Raw genomic sequence first — 20,884 nt, 5'->3', positions numbered from 1 at the left:
TCTGCCACCGCGGCTCATCTAGGGATCGACGACAACGGCACCTCTAGCCTGCTCTCTCGACACTGATAGCGAATCGAGAACCTCTGAGTAGACCAGAACCTTCTGTTTAGGCCCTCCATTCTTCAACCTACTCTTCAATCTATCTGCGTAGTCGTTCGCTATGTAGTTCAACACAGACCTGTAAGGCGACCAGTCTATGCTGTGGGCGCCCGAACTCCTCGCCTTGCCAGATGACAATAGCTCCGAGAGAATCCTGGGCCGGTTCGCATTATGACTTTTGTCCACGATCTGTAGCAAGTGAGAAATCGACTCCGCGAGCCTGCGCACATCCCCTGGCAACAGCTCGGATTCCCACTCGGCTTTGAGTATCGAGATAATGGCATTGAGTTCGTCAATTTCGGGACTCGCAGCCGGTAAGGCTGGTGTCGCCGCGAGGGTCTCGACGCTTCCGATCACTACTTCGGCTTGCTCAAGGGTCGCCCGAATTTGATGCGCGATCCGTTCTCGGCGCCAGTCTCGTTGCTCAGTCTTATAGATCAGGTCATGGGTCGCCACGCCCCACGCGTGCTGCAGAAAGGTTTTTATCTGAATCTCAAAGAGCGCACCATCAGGGATGCTCGTCCGTTCGCCCTCGGTGCGGATGTATCGCACGTACAGTCGTACGTCATCGAACCGAAAACTATCCGGAGACTTGCTCGTGGATTCCGGCGAGGGGGGGCGCCTTTCGTGCAGTGCGTACTTGGACGTCACGACGTCTTCGGCAACTGAAACTTGAGTGACGTCGGGCACGACTAATGTAGCGGCGAAAACGTCCTCGATTTCATGAAGCGCAGAAATCCGTCCAGTCTCAACTTTGAGTGCAAAACTTTCCAGGTTCTTGACACGACTGACGTAGTGCCAGGATGGAAGTTTTCGCGTCTGCAGGTCGCGGTCAACCTCTTCACGGAGGCTCTTCGCGATCCGCTCTTGGCGGTTGAAGGACTCGCGCAGATTGGGGTCAATTTTCAACACAATTAACTCAACTGCATGGCTTCGCGCAGAGCGTTCAATCGGGCGACGCGCTGGGGCTCTTCGGTAGTAGCGCCAACAGAGGCGGCCTTGTACCGCGCTGCTAAGAGTTCGACGGCGCCTTTCTCGGCTTGCAAGGCCGACTCATCGTCCCCGGTCGTCAAGTCGTGTGCAGCTACTGCTTCCATGAATTCTCGGTAGCGGATGCTAAACGCAATAGCATCACCCGGCGCATCGCCGAGGCCATCGAGGTAGGCCCAAAGAGTATAGAAGTGCAAGAATGGCTGAGCAGCCTCAGATACCACGCCGGAACGTTTGTCGAGATCGTCCAACCAGTCACGGGTAGCAAAAAACTTGCCAGTAAATTCTTCCAGGTCGAAGGCCGAATCTTCGTCTTCGGCCTCATCATGCTCCGCAAAGAAGGCATCAAGGTCCTCCTGGTCAAACCCAGAAACCCGATTTCGAATCGTCACCATTGCAAGTTCAGCCAAATTCTGAACGTCCGCCATTCTCTTCTCCTTGGCGGTGGTATGGATTTTGAATCTCTTCCACACCGGCTGAAGAATCTCTTCCTCGAGAAAGTTGATGAGCCAACCGTCGAATCTCGCGTGCCTAAGTTCCTGTGGGGTCAGCTTCCGAGAGTTCTTATTGAGACGTTCGAAAACCTCGCGAACGAACGTGGGTGAGACGTCGTCAATTTCTTCCACCGTCACCCGGTAGTTCCATAGCCGCAAACGCGCCTCGTCATCGACCGCCAGATCGCGCCATCGTTTCCCATCGAATCGCGAATCGCCAAAATCGTTAGGCAAATATACTTTGTTCTGAATGAACTGGAGGACTGTGCTTAACCTCTGTTTCCCGTCCACTACGTGATACATCGCTTGACCCGTGGCAAGATCGATTGTCTTGTGCAAGAAAATTGGGGGAGATGGGTAATTCTTAAAGATTGTATCCATGAATGAGCGCCGATCTCTTGGAGTCCACACACTCCGGCGCTGATACGGCGGATCCAAGTCGAGTTGGTTTCTGCGGTTCTGTTCAAGCAGCCAACTCATGTCCTGCGTGGTCACTGTTCTATTGACCGTCTCGTATGGCTGCTCTGACACAATTCCTCATTCCTATGCGAACGTGACTGTAGTCGACCATGACGACTCGGATTCCGCAAGGCTATCAAGCCGCATCGGTGGCCCATGCTGCTCCTTGACGTCAAGCCCGTGCTGACAGAGACCCGCGCCACAACGACTCCCGGTTGGGTCCGAAGGTAGACCGGTAGGCAGTTGATTGGCCCGCACGGTTGTCGGCCCCTGGCGTTCTGGAACAATCGGACGAACGTGGCCTGCTATCACGATCACGTCACGCGGCGCCGAACGCTCCGCCAACTGGCGGGCAGAGTCGTTCGAATCCGTTTTACGCTCGAGTTCTAGGAGGGCAAACAACATTCTTAAATGTACCCGCTAGCGGCCGGAAACGGCGTCCCGTTCGAATGCGTGGCGTTCACGGTCGCATTGACTTGCTGTCGGACGCCAAGTGAACCGTCAATCTTGTCGCGGGACCGTGACGGCGCCCGCAGCAGGGGACCTGAACCTGATTCCGCACATGGAGACAGGGTCAGGCGTTGCGGAGAGTCGACCGACGAAGTCTTGGTTGACCGCGCTAGTTCGAGCAGCTGAGATCGTAGTCCTTCTCAATACTATTCAGTGACCTCACGCTTGGCGTTCCCAATGTCAGGCATCTATTCCCCACCGGTGGGCGTCTCCGTGTCTGGGCTAAGAACGTCCTCCCGTGGCGACGGTAACTTCCGTACGCTCGTCCCGTGGCAAAAGACATCAGAGAGTTCGACGGCTGGCTCGACGAGTACGACTGGCCGCGAGTGGCCTGCCCTACGTGCGTCTACGGCAGCCTCTCCTTCAATCCGGCCGAGATGACAAGGTCGACCGACACCCACAGCACCGAGCTTGTCGATCTGCACCTCAAGAACCTGGGCCCGCCCGAGGAACTCACAGGGACCTTCCACGGGCACTTGGACTGCGACAACACTGGGTGCGGGGAACGCGTCACCCTCGCCGGCGACTGGCAGCTGGTCTTCAACGAGGGTTTCGACCCAAGTCGCGGCCAGCTCGGCAACATCTACCGGGTTCGGTACGTCAACCCGCCGCTGCGGCTCATTAGGCTCCCCAAAGACACTCCTCCTAAGGTCGCTGATGGCGTGACGAGCGCCGCCAAAGTTATCTGGGTGAGTCCGAGTTCGGCCGCCAACCGTCTGCGTTACGCGGCAGAGGCATTGCTGGCTCATGAAGGCGTGCCGCCCACTAGCCCGAGCGGCGGATTGGTCCCCCTCGGGCGGCGCATCAGTGAGTACGCGAAGACGGAGCCCGAGCTGGCGAAAGCACTGAAAGCCGTTTCGTACATCGGCAATGAGGGCAGCCACGACGAACTGCTGACTATTACCCAGGTCCTTGAGGGAGCGACCATACTCGCACACGTGATCGCGGCACTCTATGACAAGTCAGAGGCTGCTATGGCCGCCAGAATCAAGGCCATCAACGACGCCATGGGGGTACTCAACCTGCCGTGAAGCCTCCCGATGTCGCACGAGTTGCGACAGGATGGCCTATCGGGCCGCCTTTCCAAACGGAACCTGAACCAACGCCGACCCCGCACGGGGACGAATCTCGCCAAGGGCTTCATTCGCTATGAATCCGCGGCGGCGCTATCCATGCCGGCGACCGTTACGTCTACGGACGACGCAAACCACCCTCAATACAGCGGTCGAATGTAGATACTACTGAAAGTCCAGTATCCACCCAGGTGGGTCACTCGGCCGCTGGTACCGCGCTCTAAGCGGAAGCGCTTAACTCATTACAGGGCAACGACACCTAGCAATCCGCAGCGGTAGGCAACCCACGCTAGCCCTCTCCTTTCCTCCCTCTGCATGACGGCGTCACGCTGATGGGCGGCGCTGGGCCGCTCTCACCTGCTTTCAACAAGTCGGGCTTACCGGAGGGGAGGGCGTCGTACTGGCGTGCCCCCTCACACCACCGACAACGGCAACAACTTCCGACCGGTCGGGCCCACCTGGATCTCGGTGCCCATCTCGGGGCAGACGCCGCAGTCGTAGCAGGGTGTCCAGCGGCAGTCCTCGACCTCGACGTCGCTGGAGCCGTCGGCCACGGCGAGCGCGTCCTCCCAGTCGGCCCACAGCCAGTCCTTGTCGAGGCCGGAGTCGAGGTGGTCCCACGGCAGGACCTCGTCGTACTCACGCTCGCGGGTGGTGAACCAGTCGAGGTCGACGCCCGTGCCGGCCAGCGCCTTCTCGGCGGAGGTGATCCAGCGGTCGTAGGAGAAGTGCTCGCTCCAGCCGTCGAAGCGGCCGCCGTCGCGCCAGACCTCCTCGATGATCGCGCCGACGCGGCGGTCTCCGCGCGAGAGCAGTCCCTCGATCGTGCCGGGCTTGCCGTCGTGGTAGCGGAAGCCGATGGCGCGGCCGAACTTCTTGTCCTCGCGCACGACCTCGCGCAGCTTGCGCAGCCGCTCGTCGGTGGTCTCGTGGTCGAGCTGTGCGGCCCACTGGAACGGGGTGTGCGGCTTCGGCACGAACCCCCCGATGGAGACGGTGCAGCGCACGTCGTTGCGCCCCGACACCTCACGGCCCTTCGCGATCACGCGCTTGGCGAGCTCGGCGATCTGCAGCACGTCCTCGTCGGTCTCCGTGGGGAGGCCGCACATGAAGTAGAGCTTCACCTGGCGCCAGCCGTGGGAGTAGGCGGCGGCGACCGTGCGGATGAGGTCCTCCTCGGTCACCATCTTGTTGATGACCTTCCGCATCCGCTCGCTGCCGCCCTCCGGCGCGAACGTCAGGCCGGAGCGCCGGCCGTTGCGGGAGAACTCGTTGGCCAGGCTGATGTTGAACGCGTCCACCCGCGTGCTCGGCAGCGACAGCGAGACGTTCGAGCCGTCGTACCGGTCCGCGAGGCCCTTCGCGACCTCGCCGATCTCCGTGTGGTCGGCGCTCGAGAGCGACAGCAGACCGACCTCCTCGAAGCCCGACTTGCGGATGCCGTTCTCGACCATGTTGCCGATCGTCTCGATCGAGCGCTCCCGCACGGGCCGCGTGATCATGCCGGCCTGGCAGAAGCGGCAGCCGCGCGTGCAGCCGCGGAAGATCTCGACGCTGAACCGCTCGTGCACCGTCTCCGCGAGCGGCACCAGCGGCTTCGCCGGGTACGGCCACGCATCGAGGTCCATCAGCGTGTGCTTGCGGACGCGGTGGGGCACGCCGGGCAGGTTCGGCTCGTACGCCGTGATGGTGCCGTCCGCGCCGTACGTGACGTCGTAGAACCGCGGCACGTAGACGCCGCCCGAGACCGCCAGGCGGCGCAGCACCTCGTCGCGCGGGCCGAGGCCCAGCTGCGGGTTGCCCGGGCAGCCCTGCGTCTTCCACTCCTGCACGACCTCGGAGATCGCGAGCACGACCTCCTCTCCGTCGCCCAGCACCGCGGCATCGATGAAGTCCGCGATCGGCTCCGGGTTGAAGGCCGCGTGGCCGCCGGCGAGCACGATCGGGTCGCCCATGGCGCGGTCGCGGGTGTGCAGCGGGATGCCGGCCAGGTCGAGCGCGGTCAGCATGTTCGTGTAGCCCAGCTCGGTCGAGAAGCTGAGGCCGAACAGGTCGAAGGCCCGCACCGGACGGTGGGCATCGACGGTGAACTGCGGGATCGGGCCCTGCTCGTCACCGGCCCGCAGCACGGCCTCCATGTCGGGCCACACGGCGTACGTGCGCTCCGCGACGATCCAGTCCCGCTCGTTCAGCACCTCGTAGAGGATCTGGACGCCCTGGTTGGGCAGGCCCACCTCGTAGGCGTCGGGGTACATCAGCGCCCAGCGCACCGTCGGGCCGGTGCCGGCCTGCTCGCCGCAGTCCCAGTCCTTGACGGTCGAGTTCAGCTCGCCGCCGACGTACTGGATCGGCTTCGAGACGCCCGGCAGCTTCGGCTCCAGGCGGGGGAACACGGACTCGGGCCCGGTGGTGGTGGGCGCGAAGGACGGCACGAGGACACCTCGGTGGTCGGGGACGGCGGTGCAGCCTGGTTCCAGGCCAGCGTCAAGAGTACGGCGCGAGCCCCGGCCCTGCCGAGTCTGCGGCCCTCGCGGGCCGACCGTCCGCTCAGCGCCGACGGCGCCGCGCGCCCGCCGAGCGCGGGGGCGCGGCGCGCATGTGCTCGCGCACCGGGCTCAACAGCTCCCCGAGCGCCCGCGTGCCCGCCTCCGACAGCGGCGCGAACAGCTGATGGCGCACCACCTCCACGTGCCCGGGCAGCACGCGCTCGATGAGCGCCCGGCCCGCGGCGGTGACCATGACCGTCACGCTCCGCTCGTCGTCCGGCGACGGGGCGCGCTCCACGAGGCCGGCCTTCTCCAGCAGCCCGGCCTGGTAGGTCAGGCCGCTGCGGCTGTAGACCACCCCGTCGGCCAGGTCGGTCATCCGCTCGCTACCGCTCGGCGAGTCCAGCGCCAGCCGGGCGAGCAGCTGGAACTGCACGTAGCTGAGGTCGCCCTCCTCCCGCAGCTGCTGCTCGACCGCATGGCGCAGCAGGCCCGCGACCTCCATCAGCGAGAAGTAGGCGCCGAGCTCGACGGGGGCGAGGGGCGGGGGCGTGTCGGGCATGACGCCACCCTACCGACTAATTCATCTTCGAAACACTTGCTTCGACTTCGAACCAGCGCTACCGTCCTCCTCGTGCTTCGAACTCGAAGCACTCCGTCGAAGAGAGGTACCGCCATGAAGGCCATCCGTTTCCACCAGTACGGCGACGCCGACGTACTGCAGCTCGAGGACGTCGCCGACCCCACCCCCGCCGCCGGCGAGGTGCGCGTGCGCGTCGCGGGCACGTCGTTCAACAGCGTCGACGGCAACATCCGCGCGGGGTTCATGCAGGGCCCGATGCCCCTGACGCTGCCGCACGTGCCCGGCCTCGACGTCGCCGGCACGGTCGACGCGCTCGGCGAGGGCGTCACGGGGCTCGCGGTCGGCGACCGGGTCGTCGGCTTCCTGCCGTTCGTCGTCGACGGCGCCTCCGCGGAGCTCGTCGTCGCCCCCGCCGACGGCCTCGCCCCCGCCCCGACCACGATCCCGCTCGCCGACGCGGCCGCCCTGCCCGTCGTCGGCCTCACCGCCTGGCAGGCCCTCTTCGAGCACGCCGACCTCCAGGCCGGGCAGCGCATCCTGGTGAACGGCGCGAGCGGCGCCGTGGGCGGGTACGCCGTGCAGCTCGCCGCCGCGGCCGGCGCCCACGTCGTCGCCACCGGCAGCGGGCGCAGCCGCGAGCAGCTCCTCGCCCGCGGCGCGACGGAGGTCGTCGACCACACCGCCACCGACGTGACCGCGGCGGTCACCGAGCCGGTCGACGTCGTGCTCAACCTGGCGCCCGTGGACCCCGAGCAGCTCACGGCCCTCGCCGGGCTGGCGCGCGACAACGGCGTCGTCGTCAACACCACCGTGTGGATGCCGGCTCCCAGCGACGAGGCGCGCGGCGTACGGGGCATCGACCTCTACGTGCGCAGCGACGCCGCCCAGCTCGGCGAGCTCGTCGCCCGCGTCGACCGCGGCGAGCTCGTCGTCGACGTCGCCGAGCGGGTGGCGCTGGCAGCCCTGCCGTCGGTGCACGCCCGCGCGGCCGCCGGGGCGCTCAGCGGCAAGGTCGTCGTCGTGGCGGCCGAGGAGGGATGAGCGGGCGGGCCGGTACGGTCGGCGCACCCCACGCGGAGGAGGCCACCATGACGACCGCGCTCGTGCTCGACGACGTGCCGCTCACCGACGTCGTCGACGACCTGGTGCACCACCTCGTGGCCGCCGGGGAGGACGTCGCCCTCGTGCCCACGGCCGCGGTCGTCGACCCCGGCCGGCCGTGGGGCGGGCCGTGGGCGGAGATGGTGCGCTCCCCCGGCCTGCCGCCCGACCGCGCCGACGCGGCCGACGCCGTCGTCATCGCCACCGTCGTCGCGCTCGTGGCCGCCGGGACGCTGCGGGCGGTCGACGGCACGGTCGCCGGGACCGCCGCGCCCGAGCAGGCCCTCGACGTGCTGCGGTCGGCGCGTGAGCCCGGCGTTGACGTGCTCCTCCTCGTCGAGCCCGCGCCCGACGAGACCGACGCGTCGTGGGCGGCGCTCGCCGCCCGCTTCCCCGCCGCCCACTGGCTCGACGCGAACACCGGCGACGTCACGGCCCCCGGGGCGACGCCGCCGCGGCCCGCGCCCACGGCCGACGAGGCGGTCGGGGCGTTCGACGCCTCGAGCGTCGAGCCGTGGGCGTGGCTGCCGGACTGAGGCTCCGGGCGGCGGAACTTGTCAGGTGCGTGACAAGTCCCGGCACCGGTACGGACCACGACCGTGCCGGTTCACCGAACCCCGGTACGGCGGGTGCGCGCCGCCGTACGCTCGCTGCGCGGGCGAGCGCCCGGCGAGGAAGGGACGCGAGCAGACCGATGACCGGCACGACCGTGGAGCGGCCCGCCCCCCGCCGCACGCCCCCGCGCACCGCGAGCCGCGAGGACTGGCTGGCGTGGGGCTCGCTCACCGCGACGCTGACCGCCGTCGTCGCGTCGTTCCTCGAGCAGCCGTGGGTGCCGGCGCTGCTGATGGTGGCGGGCTTCGTGCTCGCCCTCGAGGCCAAGGGCGCCACCGGTCCCGCGCGCGTCGGGCGGATCGCGGCGCTGACGCTGCTCGCGCTGCTGCTCGTGCTGTTCGCGGCGTTCACCGCGCTGTGGGTGTCGCTCGAGAGCGGCGGGGCCTGAGCGGCCCCGGCCGTCAGCGGCGCCCGGCGGGTGCCAGCCGCGGCGCGGTGGCGTAGCGCGCGACGGCGCCGTCCTCGCCGCGCAGGCCGTTGCGCAGGTGGATGCTCTGCAGCACGCCGACGGCGAGCATGACCGCGAAGACCGAGCTGCCGCCGTACGACACGAAGGGCAGCGGCACGCCGGTGACGGGCATGATGCCGAGGCACATCCCGACGTTCTGGAACGCCTGGAACCCCAGCCAGCACGCGATGCCGCCGGCGGCGACGCGGCCGAACGCGTCGTGGGAACCGGCCGCGATGCGCAGCGCGCGCCACACGACGAGGCAGAGCAGCAGCACGATGACGCCGGCGCCGACGAGGCCGAGCTCCTCCCCCGCGACGGTGAAGATGAAGTCCGTCTGCTGCTCGGGCACGAAGCCCGAGCGGGTCTGCGAGCCGTCGAAGAGGCCCTGGCCGAAGAGGCCGCCGTTGCCGATCGCGATGCGCGCCTGCTCGACGTTGTAGCCGGCGCCGCGCGGGTCGAGGTCGGGGTTCGTGAACGCCATGAAGCGGTCGACCTGGTAGGCCTTCAGCACCCCGGCCGCCACCGCGACGGTGGCCGCGGCGACGCCCGCGACGAGCAGGCCGACGATCCACGCCCGCGGAGCGCCGGCGATTGCGAGCACGCCGAGCACGGTCGCGGTCAGCACCAGCATCGTGCCGAGGTCGGGCTGGCCGAGGATGAGCACGGCCGGCACGGCGGCGATCGCGAGCAGGCCCACGACCTCCTTCGTGCCGATGGAGCGGCGCCACGTGCCCTGCGTGCGCTCGGCGACGAGCAGGGCCATGCCGATCACCACCGAGAGCTTCGCGAACTCCGCGGGCTGGATCGACATGCCGCCCAGCTGGATCCACGAGCGCGAGCCGTTGATCGTCGATCCCATGACCAGCACGAGCACGAGCCCGATCACCGACACCACGTAGACCAGCGGGGTGAGGATGCGCAGCCAGCGGTGGTCGGTGGCCACGACGACGACCATCATCACGACGCCGATGGCGACGTTGACGAGCTGGCGGCGCAGGTACGCCGTCGTGTCGTCGCCGACGAGCGCCTCGCGGGTCGCGGTGGCCGACCAGACGAGCAGCGTGCCGAGCACGAGCAGCAGGGCGACCGCGGCCATCAGCACCCAGTCGAGGCCGGGCACGCGGGTGCGCTCGCGCAGCGCGCCCGCGGTGGGCCGCGGCGTGGCGGCGCGGGGCCGCATCGGGATGACCGTCACGACGTCTCCTGCGGGTCGCGGGCGGGCGGGAGGATCGAGCCGTCCTCGGTGAAGGTCGGCAGCGCGCCGGTGGCGACGACGCCCGGGATGGCGGTGGTCGCGGGGTCCACGGCCTCGCCCTGCACGCCGTACAGCGACTCCCAGATCGCGCGCACCGCGGGGCCGGACGTGCCCGAGCCGGTGCCGCCCTGGCTGACCATCATGATCACGACGTAGTCGTCGGTGTAGGACGCGACCCACGACGTCGACTGCTTGCCGTAGACCTCGGCCGAGCCCGTCTTGGAGCGCACGGCCACCTGCTCGAGCGGGAAGCCCGTCATCCGCCACGACATCGTGCCGGTCTCGGTCACGCCCAGCAGCGCCTGGTCGATGTAGTCGACGACCTCGCTCGGCACGTCGACGGTGCCGCCGACGACCGGGGCGATCTCGCGCACCAGCTGCCCCTCGGGGTCCACGACCGCCTTCGCGACGCGCGGCTCGTAGAGGGTGCCGCCGTTCGCGAGGGCGCCGTACGCACGGGCCAGCTGCAGCGGGGTGACGATCGTGTCGCCCTGGCCGATGGAGAAGTTCACGGCGTCGCCGGCGCGGTAGGCGAAGCCCTCGACGCAGAACTCGCGGGCGAAGCGGTGCTGGAAGTCGTCGCCCTCCTCCTCGCCGAGCGCGCAGTAGTAGTCCTTCTGCGCCGCGTAGTACTCCTGCTTCCACGCGCGGTCGGCGATGCGGCCCGACGCCTCGCCCGGCAGGTCGACGCCGGTGGCGGTGCCGAAGCCGTACTCCTTGGCCTCCGCGACGAGCGGGTCCGGGGCGTCCACGTCGCTCACGTCGGAGCCGTAGCGCTGCCAGTAGTCGTAGCCGATGCGGTAGAAGAACGTGTTGCACGAGACCTCGAGGGCCTCGTCGAAGCCGATGCTGCCGTAGGCGCCCGACTCGTAGTTCTTGAAGTCGCGGTTGCCGACCCGGAAGCTCGACGAGCAGTTGAGCCGCGTGTCGGTGTCGTAGCCGTTGGTCAGCGCCCCGGCCGTCATGAACGGCTTCCACGTCGAGCCCGGCGCGAACTGCCCCTGCGTGGCCCGGCTCAGCAGCGGGGTGCCGGCCTCCTCCGAGTACAGGTGGTCGAGGTCGCTCTGCGAGATGCCGCCGACCCACACGCCGGGGTCGTACGTCGGCTGGCTCGCCATCGCGACCACGCGCCCGGTGCGCGCCTCGAGCACGACGGCCGCGCCGGCGTCCGCCACGTAGCGCTTGCCCGTGACGGTGTCGACGGTCGCGCGGGCGGTCTCGATGGTCGAGGCCAGCTGCTGCTCCACCACCGCCTGCACCTGCGCGTCGATGGAGGTGACGAGGGTGTCGCCGGGCGTCGCCTCGATCTCGGAGTCGTCGCCGAGCACGCGGCCCATCGAGTCGACCGCGACGCGGCGGTAGCCCGGCATGCCGCGCAGCCACGCGTCGTACTCCTGCTCGATGCCGGCGCGCCCGACCACCGAGGCGCCGTTGACGGAGCGGTCGCCCGCGGTCTCGGCCGCGTCGAGCTCGCTCTCGGTGACGGGGCTCAGGTAGCCGAGCAGGTGGGCGGCGTTGACGCCGTACGGCGAGGGGTAGTCGCGCAGGGTCTCGCGGTCCACGACGACGGCCGGGTAGTCCTCCGGCTGCTCGTCGATCGCGAGCGCGACCTCGCTGTCGACGTCGACGGCGACGGGCACCGGCTGGTAGGGCGAGCCGTTCCAGCACTCCCCCTCCACCGAGCCCGGGTCGCCGCAGTCGAGCAGCGCCGCGTCGATGGCGGCGCGGTCGACGCCGAGCGTGGTCGAGAGCCGGCCGAGCAGGTCGTCGGCCGTGGCGTCGTCCATGCCGCCGAGCACGGTGCGGTCGACGCCGACGGTCCAGGCGGTGCGGTTCGCGACGAGCGGGCGGCCCTGGGCGTCGACGATGAGACCGCGCGCGGGCTGCACGACGATGTCGCGCACCGACTGCGACGCCGCCTTCGCCTGGTAGGCCTCGCCGTCGGCGACCTGCAGGAACCACAGGCGCACCAGCAGGGTGCCGAAGAGGGAGAGCACGAGCGCCTGCACCACGATCAGGCGCAGGCGGCTGCGCCGGGCGCCGGGCGCCTCGGTGGTGGAGCCGCTCACGCGAGCCTCCGCTGCGGCTCGAACCGGGTCAGCAGCACCATCAGCGGCAGCAGCACGAGCGGCGCGACGATGAGGTCGCCGGCGACGCCCGCGACGACGGCGAGCAGCACGTCGGTGACCGCGACGCCCGGGTCGCCCGTGACGACGCCCAGCAGCCCGAAGACGGAGGCGCCGACGAACGACGCGACGGCGGCCGTCACGAGCACGACGGGGATGGTGGGGCGCTCGTCACGGCGCACGAGGCCCGCGACGAGGCCGACCGCCATGAGCGCGAGCGCCCAGCGGCCGGCGAGGTGGTCGGCCGGCGGCGCCAGGTCGAGCGCGAGGCCCGCGCAGAAGCCGAGCACGACGCCGAAGTGCGCGCCGCGGGTGAGCGCACCGGCCACGACGACGAGCAGGCAGAGGTTGGGCACGACGCCGCGCCAGCCCACGTGGGGCAGCAGGGCGGCCTGGAGCACGATGGCGAGCAGCACCGCGAGCGCGGTGACGCCGGTGCGGAGCGCGGTCATCGGACCTCCCCGTCCGGGCCGATGACGGCGCGGTCGCTGGCCGTGCCCTCGGGCACGTACACGCCGACGACGTCGAGACGGCTGAGGTCGACGAACGGGTCGATGATCGCCCGCTGCGTGGTGTCGCGCGGGGTGGAGAACAGCTGGGTGACGGTGCCGATCGGCACGCCCGCCCGGTAGGGGCCCTGGCCCTCGGCGCTGCCCCAGGTGAGCACGACGTCGCCCTCGGCCGGCACCGCGGAGGCGTCGACGAGCTCGAGGTCGAGGCGCGTGGGGTCGGTCAGGCTGCCGTTGCCCGAGAGGAACCCGACCTCCGACGAGCGCCCGACGCGGGCGCCGACGGTGGAGTCGGAGTCGACGATGAGCAGCACCGTCGCCGTCGTCGAGGTCGCGGCGATGACGCGGCCGACCAGGCCCTCCGCCGCGACGACCGTCATGTCGGGGCGCACGCCGGAGGTGAGGCCGGCGTCGATCGTGACGGTGCGGGTGAAGGTCTGGGCGGCGCCGTGGGCGACGACGCGGGCGGGCACGATGCTGCCCTGCTGGTCGCGCGCGGCGGCGACCAGTCCGTCGTACTGCTCGAGGCGGGAGCGGTCGAGGTCGGAGGTCGCCAGCTCGTCGCGCAGCGCGGCGTTCTCGGCCTCGAGCGCGGCGACGTCGTCGCGCAGCGAGCCGCGGGTGGTGAAGAAGTCGGGGATGGCGGCCAGCGGGCGCACCACCGTGCCGGCGGCGACCTCGAGCGGGCCGACGACCTCGCCGACGACGCTGCGGACCGGGTCGACCGGCGAGTCGTCGCCGCCGACCTGGTCGAGCGTCATCAGCGACAGGCCGGCCACGACCAGCGCCACCACGAGCAGGCGCGGCGGGCGGCGCTCGGCCGCGTCACCGGGGCCCCACGAGACGGCCAGCGGCCAGCGGCGGCGGTCCCAGTGCGGGCGGGTACGGCGGCCCGACGGCCGGTTGCCCAGGTCGCCGAGCGAGGGCGGGAGGGGGGTACGCAGCGCCATCAGTACCTCCGCCGGTCGGAGACCAGCACCGCCTGCAGCGCCTCGAACTCCTCCACGCAGCGGCCCGCGCCGAGCGCGACGGAGGTCAGCGGGTCGTCGGCCAGGTGCACCGGCATGCCCGTCTCGTGGCGGATGCGGTCGTCGAGACCGCGCAGCAGGGCGCCGCCGCCGGTGAGGACGATGCCGCGGTCCATGATGTCGCCGGCCAGCTCGGGCGGCGTCTGGTCGAGCGTGGTGCGGACGGCGTCGACGATGGCCTGGACCGGCTCCTCGAGCGCCTTGCGGATCTCGCTCGCGCCGACCGTGACCGTGCGCGGCAGGCCCGAGACGAGGTCGCGGCCGCGCACCTCGACCTCCGGCTCGCCCGTCGACGACGGGAACGCCGAGCCGACCGTCTGCTTGATCTCCTCCGCGGTGCGCTCGCCCATGAGGAGCGAGTGCTCCTTCTTCATCCACGCGATGACCGCCTGGTCGAGGTCGTCGCCCGCCGTGCGGATGCTCAGCGAGGTGACGATGCCGCCCAGCGAGATGACGGCGACCTCCGTCGTACCGCCCCCGACGTCGACGACCATGTTGCCCGTCGCCTCGTGCACGGGCAGCCCGGCGCCGATCGCGGCGGCCATCGGCTCCTCGACGATGTAGACCCGGCGGGCGCCCGCCTGGTAGCCGGCCTCCTTCACCGCGCGCTGCTCCACCGCGGTGATGCCGCTCGGCACGCAGACGACGAGGCGGGGCTTCGCCAGGTAGCGGCGCTTGTGCACCCGCTGGATGAAGTAGCGCAGCATCTGCTCGCACGCCTCGAAGTCGGCGATGACGCCGTCCTTCAGCGGGCGGACGGGGGTGATCGTGTCGGGGGCGCGGCCGATCATGCGCTTGGCCTCGTGCCCGACCGCCAGGATCTCCTGCGTCTGGGTGTTGAGCGCGACCACGGACGGCTCGTCCAGCAGCACGCCCTTGCCGCGCACGTAGACCAGCGTGTTGGCCGTGCCGAGGTCGACCGCCATGTCGCGGCCGATGACGCCTCTCATCATCGCGGGTGCCTTCGCTCTGTTGTGGACCCCGGCGAGCGCCGGGAACCTCGGGGAAGTGGGGGTACGACGAGCAGCCGCACCCGAGCGACGAGAGTAGGAGCGCGGAGGTCCCGCCGTGGGGAGGCACGCCGGGGGTGGGGCGGTGGTGGCCCGGTGGGTCGGTGATCCCCGGTGGTCGAGGTGGGCGCGCTGGTTCCCGTTCGGTGGTTGAGGTGGCCGCGCCAGCGGCCAGCCCGGTGGTTGAGGTGGCCGCGCCAGCGGCCCTCGAAACCACGGCGCGCCACCCCGGTGGTCGAGGTGGGCGCGCCAGCGGCCGGCCCGGTGGTTGAGGTGGCCGCGCCAGCGCCCCTCGAAATTACGCCCCGGTCCTGCGGCGGCCCGCCGCGCACGGGCCTGCGGCGGCGAGCACCGCCGTACCGGCCCGGGGGCCCACGTCTCCCGCGGTGCTGATGTCTCCTGCGGTGCTGAGTGTCTGCTGCGGTGGTCCACCGCGTGTCCAGTAGCTCGGACACCGCGTTACACGCGGGTACGCCGGATTCGCGCCTCGTCCACCCGCCTCACCGCGCCCGCACGACGCGCCCCTCGTCCCAGACGGGCTCGGGGGTCTCGCGCACGTGGCCGTCGGCGCCGTACGACAGGAAGCGGTCGAACCCGCGCGCGAACCAGCGGTCGTGAGTGACGGCGAGCACCGTGCCCTCGAACGCCGCCAGGCCCTCCTCCAGCGCCTCGGCGGAGGCGACGTCGAGGTTGTCGGTCGGCTCGTCGAGCAGCAGGAGCGTCGCGCCCGACAGCTCGAGCAGCAGCACCTGGAACCGCGCCTGCTGCCCGCCCGAGAGCTGCTCGAACACCTGGTCGGCGCTGGCCGCCAGCTCGTAGCGGTCCAGCACCCGCGCCGCCTGCTCCCGCCCCATGCCGGCGCGGCCGTGGGCCGAGCCGTCGCCGCGGTGGAGGATCTCGGTCAGCGTGCGCCCGACGAGCTCGGGGTGCTCGTGGGTCTGCACGAACCACCCCGGCCGCACCCGCGCCCCGAGCCGGGCACGCCCGGTGTGCGGGACGGGTTCGGGTACGACGTCCCCCACCGGCCGCTGGTCCGGCTCGGGGTCGGTGCCGCCCGCCGCGAGGAGGCGCAGGAAGTGGGACTTGCCCGAGCCGTTCGCGCCGAGGACGGCGACGCGCTCGCCGTACCAGACCTCGAGGTCGAAGGGCTCCATCAGCCCGGTCAGCCCGAGCTGCTCGCAGACCACGGCGCGCTTGCCGGTGCGGCCGCCGCGCAGCCGCATCGTCACCTGCTGCTCGCGGGGCTGCGCCGCGGGCGGGCCGGCCTCCTCGAACTTGCGCAGCCGCGTCTGCGCCGCCTTGTAGGCGCCCGCCATGCCGTCGTTGAACTCCGACTTCGTGCGCAGCCGGTGCACCAGCGCCTTGATCTTGGCGTGCTCCTCGTCCCAGCGGCGCCGCTGCTCCTCGAAGCGGGCGAAGCGGTCGCTGCGCGCGGCGTGGTACGACGCGAAGTCGCCCGGGTGCGTCCACACCGAGTTGCCGGCGCCGGCGCTGCCGAGCTCGACCGTGACGACCCGCGTGGCCGCGTTGGCCAGCAGCTCGCGGTCGTGGCTGACGAAGAGGATCGTCTTGGGCGACTCCGCGATGCGCTGCTCCAGCCAGATCTTGCCGGGCACGTCGAGGTAGTTGTCCGGCTCGTCGAGCAGGAGCACCTCGTCGGGGCCGCGCAGCAGGTACTCCAGCACCAGCCGCTTCTGCTCCCCGCCCGACAGGGTGCGCAGCACCCGGTGGCGCGCCCGCTCCCATGGCACGCCGAGCGCCGCGGTGGTGCACGAGTCCCAGACGACCTCGATGTCGTAGCCGCCCGCGTCGGCGAGCTCGGCCAGCGCCTCGGCGTACTTCATCTGCGTCGGCTCGTCGTCGGTCTCCATCAGCGCCAGCTCGAGGGTGTCGACGCGGGCGAGCGCCTGCTGGACGCGCAGCGGCGCGACCGAGGCGAGCAGGTCCGCGACCGTCGGGGCCTCGACCTCGACGCCGTCGGTGGGCCGCACGACGCCCTGCCCGACGAACTGCCGCATGACGCCCAGCCCGCCCGAGCGGTTCACCGCGCCCTCGTGCGGCGCCAGGTCGCCGGTGACGATCTTCAGCAGCGTCGTCTTGCCCGCGCCGTTCGCGCCGACCAGCGCCACCTTGTGCCCGTCGCCGACGCGAACGACACGTCCGCGAGCAGCACCCTCCCGTCGGGCAGCTCGTAGCGGACTCCCTGGACGTCGACGTGACCCACGAGCAGCCATCCTCCGGTACGGCGGCGCTCGCCGTCATCCGAGTTGTCGGGGCGGTGGTGGTGTCGGCGCACCGGTGGAGGTGGGGGGCACGCCGACGCACCGGCGCAGGTGGGGGCGCCAGCGGCCCGGCGGTCGAGGTGGCCGCGCCAGCGGCCCGGTGGTTGAGGTGGCCGCGCCAGCGGCCCGGTGGTCGAGGTGGCCGACGGGTTCGCTCCGGCGGTTGAGGGGCCGGCGGGTTCGCTCCGGTGGTTGAGGGGCCGGCGGGTTCGCTCCGGTGGTTGAGGTGGCCGCGCCAGCGGCCCTCGAAACCACGCCGGGCAACATCGGCGGTCGGGCGCTCGGGCGAGCGAAAAAACTACCGAACTTCTTTCCCCAGCCCCCGTTCTCGAAGCCAAGAATGTCGGTGCCCACGCCTAGCGTTGTCGCTATGAACCAGCCGAGCACCGCAGTCGTCGAGGCCCCGCCGGCCATCGACACGACCGCGCTGCTCGCCACCGCCCACGAGGCCGCTGCGGCACAAATGTCGGCTGAGGTCGCGACGTTCGTCGCGGTGGCGGACTGGGCCGACGCCCACACGGACGGCGTGGTGGGCGACCCCATCGGTCCGCTCGGTCTGTGGCACGAAGACCCGTCCGCCGTTCCCGGCGGTGACCGGTTCCTCGAGCTCGGTGGACCGGGCGCACCCCTGGTCTCGGAGTTCTGCCTCTACGAGATCTCCGCGGCCCTCGGCCGATCGGTGGCCTCCGGTCGGCCGCTGGTGGGCGACGCGATCGAACTGCGCCACCGGCTGCCTCGGCTGTACGCCCGGGTGCTGGCCGGAGCCGACCCGGCGACGCAGAAGCGCGCACTGCCGGTGTGGCGGGCCCGGAAGATCGCCGCCCTGACCCGCACGCTCACGGCCGAAGCGGCGGACTTCGTCGACCGCAACCTCGCCCCCGTCGCCCACCGCGCGACCATGCCGACCGTCGAACGACTCGTCGCGGAAGCGATCGCCCGGTTCGATCCCGAGAACGCCGAGCTCGACCGGGTCGACGCCGACGCCGGCCGCTACTTCACGATCGAGACCACCGCCGTCGACGCAGCATCACCCTGGACCGGTGTCGTGCCCGTCCACGGCACTCTCGACCTGGCCGACGCGCTCGAGCTGAACAACGCCGTGCAGCGGGTGGCCGCCGACCTCGCCGCCGCCGGGTGCGAGGCCGACCTCGACGTCAGGCGGTCCATGGCAGTCGGAGAGCTCGCCCGACGACAGACGGCGCTCGACCTCTACGGGGCTGACCCGGCCGGCGGCGAGCCCGCAGTCACCTCGACCCGGGCGCCGGCGCGTCAGGTCGTGCTCTACGTCCACCTCTCCGACGCCGCCATCACCGCACACCGCAGCGGCGGGCCCGGCATCGACCCGGCCACCGGCCGTACAGGTATCGCCCTCGCCCGCCTCGAGAACACCCGCAGCCTCGTCACCGCCGACCAGGTCCGCGACTGGTGCCGCACGCCTGGCACGAAGATCGTCGTGAAGCCCGTCATCGACCTCGCCGAGCACGTCGCCGTCGACGCCTACGAGATCCCCGACCGCATCGCCGAACGCGTCCGACTCGACCGCCCCACCTGCGCCTTCCCCTACTGCGGACGACCGGCACGCGGGCTCGACCTCGACCACATCGAGCCGTACCGCTCGAACGCGGCACCGGGCGCGGGTCAGAGCTCGACCGCCAACCTCGCCCCGCTCTGCCGCGGCCACCACCGGCTCAAGACCCACGCATCGCCGACCGGCTCCAGTCCGCCGGGCGGCGACCCACCCGCCCGACGATGGCGGTACGACCGCGACCCCCTCGGCACCTACCTCTGGACCAGCCCCCACGGGCTCCAGTACGCCGTCGACCCCACCGGCACCACCCCGCTCGACTAGCCGACCCCGCCACCCCGTGTCGGGGCCACCGGCATGCCCGGGCGTGGTTTCGAGGGCCGCTGGCGCGGCCACCTCAACCACCGTCGTACCAGCGCGGCCACCGCGACCAGCCGGATCGTGCGCCCGCACCCCTCAGAACGACACCTCGCCGCCGCGGACCAACTAGCCTGCGGCGGTGGCGCTCACCCTCACCTCGATCCACCGCTTCCCCGCCAAGTCGATGCGCGGCGAGGCGCTCGACGCGTGCGCGGTCGAGCCGTGGGGGCTGGCGGGCGACCGTCGCTGGATGCTCGTCGAGGGCGAGGGCCCGACGGCGGGCACGTTCCTGTCCGCGCGCCGCGACCCGAGCCTCGTCCTCCTCGAGCCGACGCTCCTCGACGGCGCCCTGCGCCTCGCGGCGCCGGAGGCGGCGGGCGGGCCGGAACCCCTCGTCGTACCGGAGCCGGACGGCGCCGAGCAGGCGCCGCTGACGCTGTGGTCGTCCTCGATCACCGCGGCGGCCGCCGGGGCGGCGGCGGACGCGTGGGCGAGCGCGTACGTCGGGCGGCCGGTGCGGCTGCTCCACCTCGACGACCCGACGCGGCGCCCGACGAACCCGGGGTTCAGCCGGCCGGGGGACCGCGTGTCGTTCGCGGACGGCTACCCGCTGCTCGTGACGACCGAGGCGTCGCTGGCCGCGCTGCACGCGGCGATGGTGGAGACGGGCTCCGAGGAGCCGCCCGTGCCGATGGAGCGCTTCCGTCCCAACCTCGTCGTCGACGGCGACGAGCCGTGGGCGGAGGACGACTGGCGGCGGATCCAGGTCGGCGACGTCGTCCTCCGCGCCGTCAAGGGCTGCGCCCGCTGCGCCATCACCACCGTCGACGCCGCCACCGGCACCCGGGGCAAGGAGCCGCTGCGGACGCTCGCGCGGGTACGGCGCTTCGACACCGGCGTGTGGTTCGGGGTGAACCTCGTGCCGGACGTCGAGCCGACCGGCGCGGACCCCGCGGCGGGCGACGCCGCGGCGTACCCGGTGGTGCGGGTCGGCGACCCTGTCAAGGTGCTGGACGCCGTGACTTCGGGCCGCGGACCGTTGCGGGCCGCCCCTGCCCGGGTGTCCTGACCTCTGGTAGAACCGGCGTGAGCGGCGTCACGACGACGCCCGGCTCCCCACCGCCGCACCCCTGGAGGACCTTCCATGCCCGCATCCCCCGGCCTCTCCGGCAAGACCGCGATCGTCACCGGCGCCAGCCGCGGCATCGGTCTCGCCATCGCCCAGCGCCTCGTCGACGAGGGCGCGCGCGTCGTCATCACCGCGCGCAAGGACGACGCGCTGCAGGCCGCGGTCGCCGAGCTCGGCGGCCCCGAGAAGGCCATCGGCGTCGCCGGTCGCGGGGACGACGCCGACCACCAGGCCGACGTGGTCGCGACGGCGCTCGACACGTTCGGGAGCCTCGACCTGCTGGTCAACAACACGGGCATCAACCCGGCCTACGGCCCGCTGATGGACCTCGACCTCGACGCCGCCCGCAAGATCCTCGAGGTCAACGCGATCGGCACCCTCGCCTGGACCCAGCGCGCCGTCGGCGCCTGGATGAAGGAGCACGGCGGCGCCATCGTCAACGTCGCCTCCGTCGCCGGGCTGCGGCCCGCGCCGGGCATCGCGTTCTACGGCGCCTCGAAGGCCCTGCTCATCCACCTCACCGAGGAGCTGGCCGTCGAGCTCGGCCCGAAGGTGCGCGTCAACGCCGTCGCCCCCGCCGTCGTGAAGACCCGCTTCGCCGAGGCGCTCTACACCGACCGCGAGGAGGAGGTCGCCGCGGCGTACCCCCTCAAGCGGCTCGGCGAGCCCGCCGACATCGCGGGCGCGGTGGCGTACCTGCTGTCCGACGACGCCGCCTGGACCACGGGCCAGACCCTCGTGCTCGACGGCGGCCTGACGCTCAACGGCGGCGTCTGAGCGGGCGGGGTTTCGAGGCTCG

Annotated in this window: 16 protein-coding genes and 1 pseudogene; 7 read left to right on the top strand and 10 right to left on the bottom strand. The window is 70.9% G+C overall.

The genetic code is table 11. The features are described from left to right. Positions 1 to 18 precede the first annotated feature (18 nt). Both KK617_RS09110 and KK617_RS09105 read right to left on the bottom strand, forming a co-directional pair. Complete coding sequence (locus KK617_RS09110) at positions 19 to 1,011, bottom strand: hypothetical protein (RefSeq protein ID WP_277499615.1); 993 nt, start codon at positions 1,009 to 1,011, stop codon at positions 19 to 21. Between the two features lie 2 nt (positions 1,012 to 1,013). Further along, positions 1,014 to 2,078, bottom strand: a complete 1,065-nt coding sequence (locus tag KK617_RS09105; protein ID WP_277499614.1) for a DUF262 domain-containing protein — start codon at positions 2,076 to 2,078, stop codon at positions 1,014 to 1,016. Between the two features lie 743 nt (positions 2,079 to 2,821). Here KK617_RS09105 and KK617_RS09100 point away from each other — a divergent pair. Then, on the top strand, positions 2,822 to 3,583 hold the full coding sequence (locus KK617_RS09100; RefSeq protein WP_277499613.1) for a DUF4145 domain-containing protein: 762 nt from the start codon (positions 2,822 to 2,824) through the stop codon (positions 3,581 to 3,583). Between the two features lie 455 nt (positions 3,584 to 4,038). Here the strand turns inward: KK617_RS09100 and KK617_RS09095 are convergent, their stop codons facing one another. Then, entirely contained in the window at positions 4,039 to 6,057 is a 2,019-nt protein-coding gene (locus KK617_RS09095) for a TIGR03960 family B12-binding radical SAM protein (protein ID WP_277499612.1), read from the bottom strand. Between the two features lie 115 nt (positions 6,058 to 6,172). Further along, positions 6,173 to 6,673, bottom strand: a complete 501-nt coding sequence (locus KK617_RS09090; protein ID WP_277499611.1) for a MarR family transcriptional regulator — start codon at positions 6,671 to 6,673, stop codon at positions 6,173 to 6,175. A gap of 114 nt (positions 6,674 to 6,787) precedes the next feature. Here KK617_RS09090 and KK617_RS09085 point away from each other — a divergent pair, with 114 nt between their 5' ends. The 3 genes from KK617_RS09085 to KK617_RS09075 all read left to right on the top strand — a co-directional run bounded on the left by KK617_RS09085 (position 6,788) and on the right by KK617_RS09075 (position 8,798). Further along, positions 6,788 to 7,735, top strand: coding sequence for an NADP-dependent oxidoreductase (locus KK617_RS09085; RefSeq protein ID WP_277499610.1), 948 nt, complete (start codon positions 6,788 to 6,790; stop codon positions 7,733 to 7,735). A 47-nt stretch (positions 7,736 to 7,782) separates the two neighbouring features. After that, complete coding sequence (locus KK617_RS09080) at positions 7,783 to 8,331, top strand: hypothetical protein (protein WP_277499608.1); 549 nt, start codon at positions 7,783 to 7,785, stop codon at positions 8,329 to 8,331. A 158-nt stretch (positions 8,332 to 8,489) separates the two neighbouring features. Beyond that, on the top strand, positions 8,490 to 8,798 hold the full coding sequence (locus KK617_RS09075) for a hypothetical protein (RefSeq protein WP_277499606.1): 309 nt from the start codon (positions 8,490 to 8,492) through the stop codon (positions 8,796 to 8,798). Between the two features lie 13 nt (positions 8,799 to 8,811). On the opposite strand, the gene rodA is transcribed toward KK617_RS09075, so the two are convergent. From rodA to KK617_RS09045, 6 genes and pseudogenes are all read right to left on the bottom strand, one after another. Beyond that, positions 8,812 to 10,056, bottom strand: coding sequence for a rod shape-determining protein RodA (rodA, locus tag KK617_RS09070; RefSeq protein WP_277499605.1), 1,245 nt, complete (start codon positions 10,054 to 10,056; stop codon positions 8,812 to 8,814). Next, a complete protein-coding gene (gene mrdA / locus KK617_RS09065) occupies positions 10,053 to 12,185 on the bottom strand; it encodes a penicillin-binding protein 2 (protein WP_277499604.1) in 2,133 nt (710 codons plus the stop codon). Before mrdA ends, rodA begins: the two co-directional genes overlap by 4 nt. Then, positions 12,182 to 12,694 (bottom strand): rod shape-determining protein MreD, encoded by a 513-nt coding sequence (gene mreD, locus KK617_RS09060; RefSeq protein ID WP_277499601.1) that lies wholly within the window; start codon positions 12,692 to 12,694, stop codon positions 12,182 to 12,184. Before mreD ends, mrdA begins: the two co-directional genes overlap by 4 nt. Beyond that, positions 12,691 to 13,701: a rod shape-determining protein MreC gene (gene mreC / locus KK617_RS09055; RefSeq protein ID WP_277499599.1), complete on the bottom strand. Its 1,011-nt coding sequence runs from the start codon at positions 13,699 to 13,701 to the stop codon at positions 12,691 to 12,693. Before mreC ends, mreD begins: the two co-directional genes overlap by 4 nt. Next, the gene (locus KK617_RS09050) at positions 13,701 to 14,732 is read right to left on the bottom strand and encodes a rod shape-determining protein (RefSeq protein WP_277499597.1); all 1,032 of its coding nucleotides are present in this window, start codon (positions 14,730 to 14,732) and stop codon (positions 13,701 to 13,703) included. Before KK617_RS09050 ends, mreC begins: the two co-directional genes overlap by 1 nt. Positions 14,733 to 15,289: 557 nt before the next feature. Then, positions 15,290 to 17,013 (bottom strand): annotated as a pseudogene (locus tag KK617_RS09045) (ATP-binding cassette domain-containing protein). A 428-nt stretch (positions 17,014 to 17,441) separates the two neighbouring features. Between KK617_RS09045 and KK617_RS09040 the strand changes: the two are divergent. From KK617_RS09040 to KK617_RS09030, 3 genes are all read left to right on the top strand, one after another. Continuing rightward, positions 17,442 to 18,920, top strand: a complete 1,479-nt coding sequence (locus tag KK617_RS09040) for an HNH endonuclease signature motif containing protein (RefSeq protein ID WP_277499595.1) — start codon at positions 17,442 to 17,444, stop codon at positions 18,918 to 18,920. Between the two features lie 175 nt (positions 18,921 to 19,095). Beyond that, the gene (locus KK617_RS09035) at positions 19,096 to 20,025 is read left to right on the top strand and encodes an MOSC N-terminal beta barrel domain-containing protein (protein ID WP_277499594.1); all 930 of its coding nucleotides are present in this window, start codon (positions 19,096 to 19,098) and stop codon (positions 20,023 to 20,025) included. Between the two features lie 75 nt (positions 20,026 to 20,100). Beyond that, complete coding sequence (locus KK617_RS09030; RefSeq protein WP_277499592.1) at positions 20,101 to 20,862, top strand: SDR family oxidoreductase; 762 nt, start codon at positions 20,101 to 20,103, stop codon at positions 20,860 to 20,862. Positions 20,863 to 20,884: the final 22 nt, after the last annotated feature.

The organism is Nocardioides sp. ChNu-99 (genome assembly GCF_029493445.1).
In the GTDB taxonomy this organism is placed as follows: domain Bacteria; phylum Actinomycetota; class Actinomycetes; order Propionibacteriales; family Nocardioidaceae; genus Nocardioides.
The sequence above is the reverse complement of the archived record's forward strand: the minus strand, read 5'-3'. Positions and strand labels throughout refer to the sequence as shown.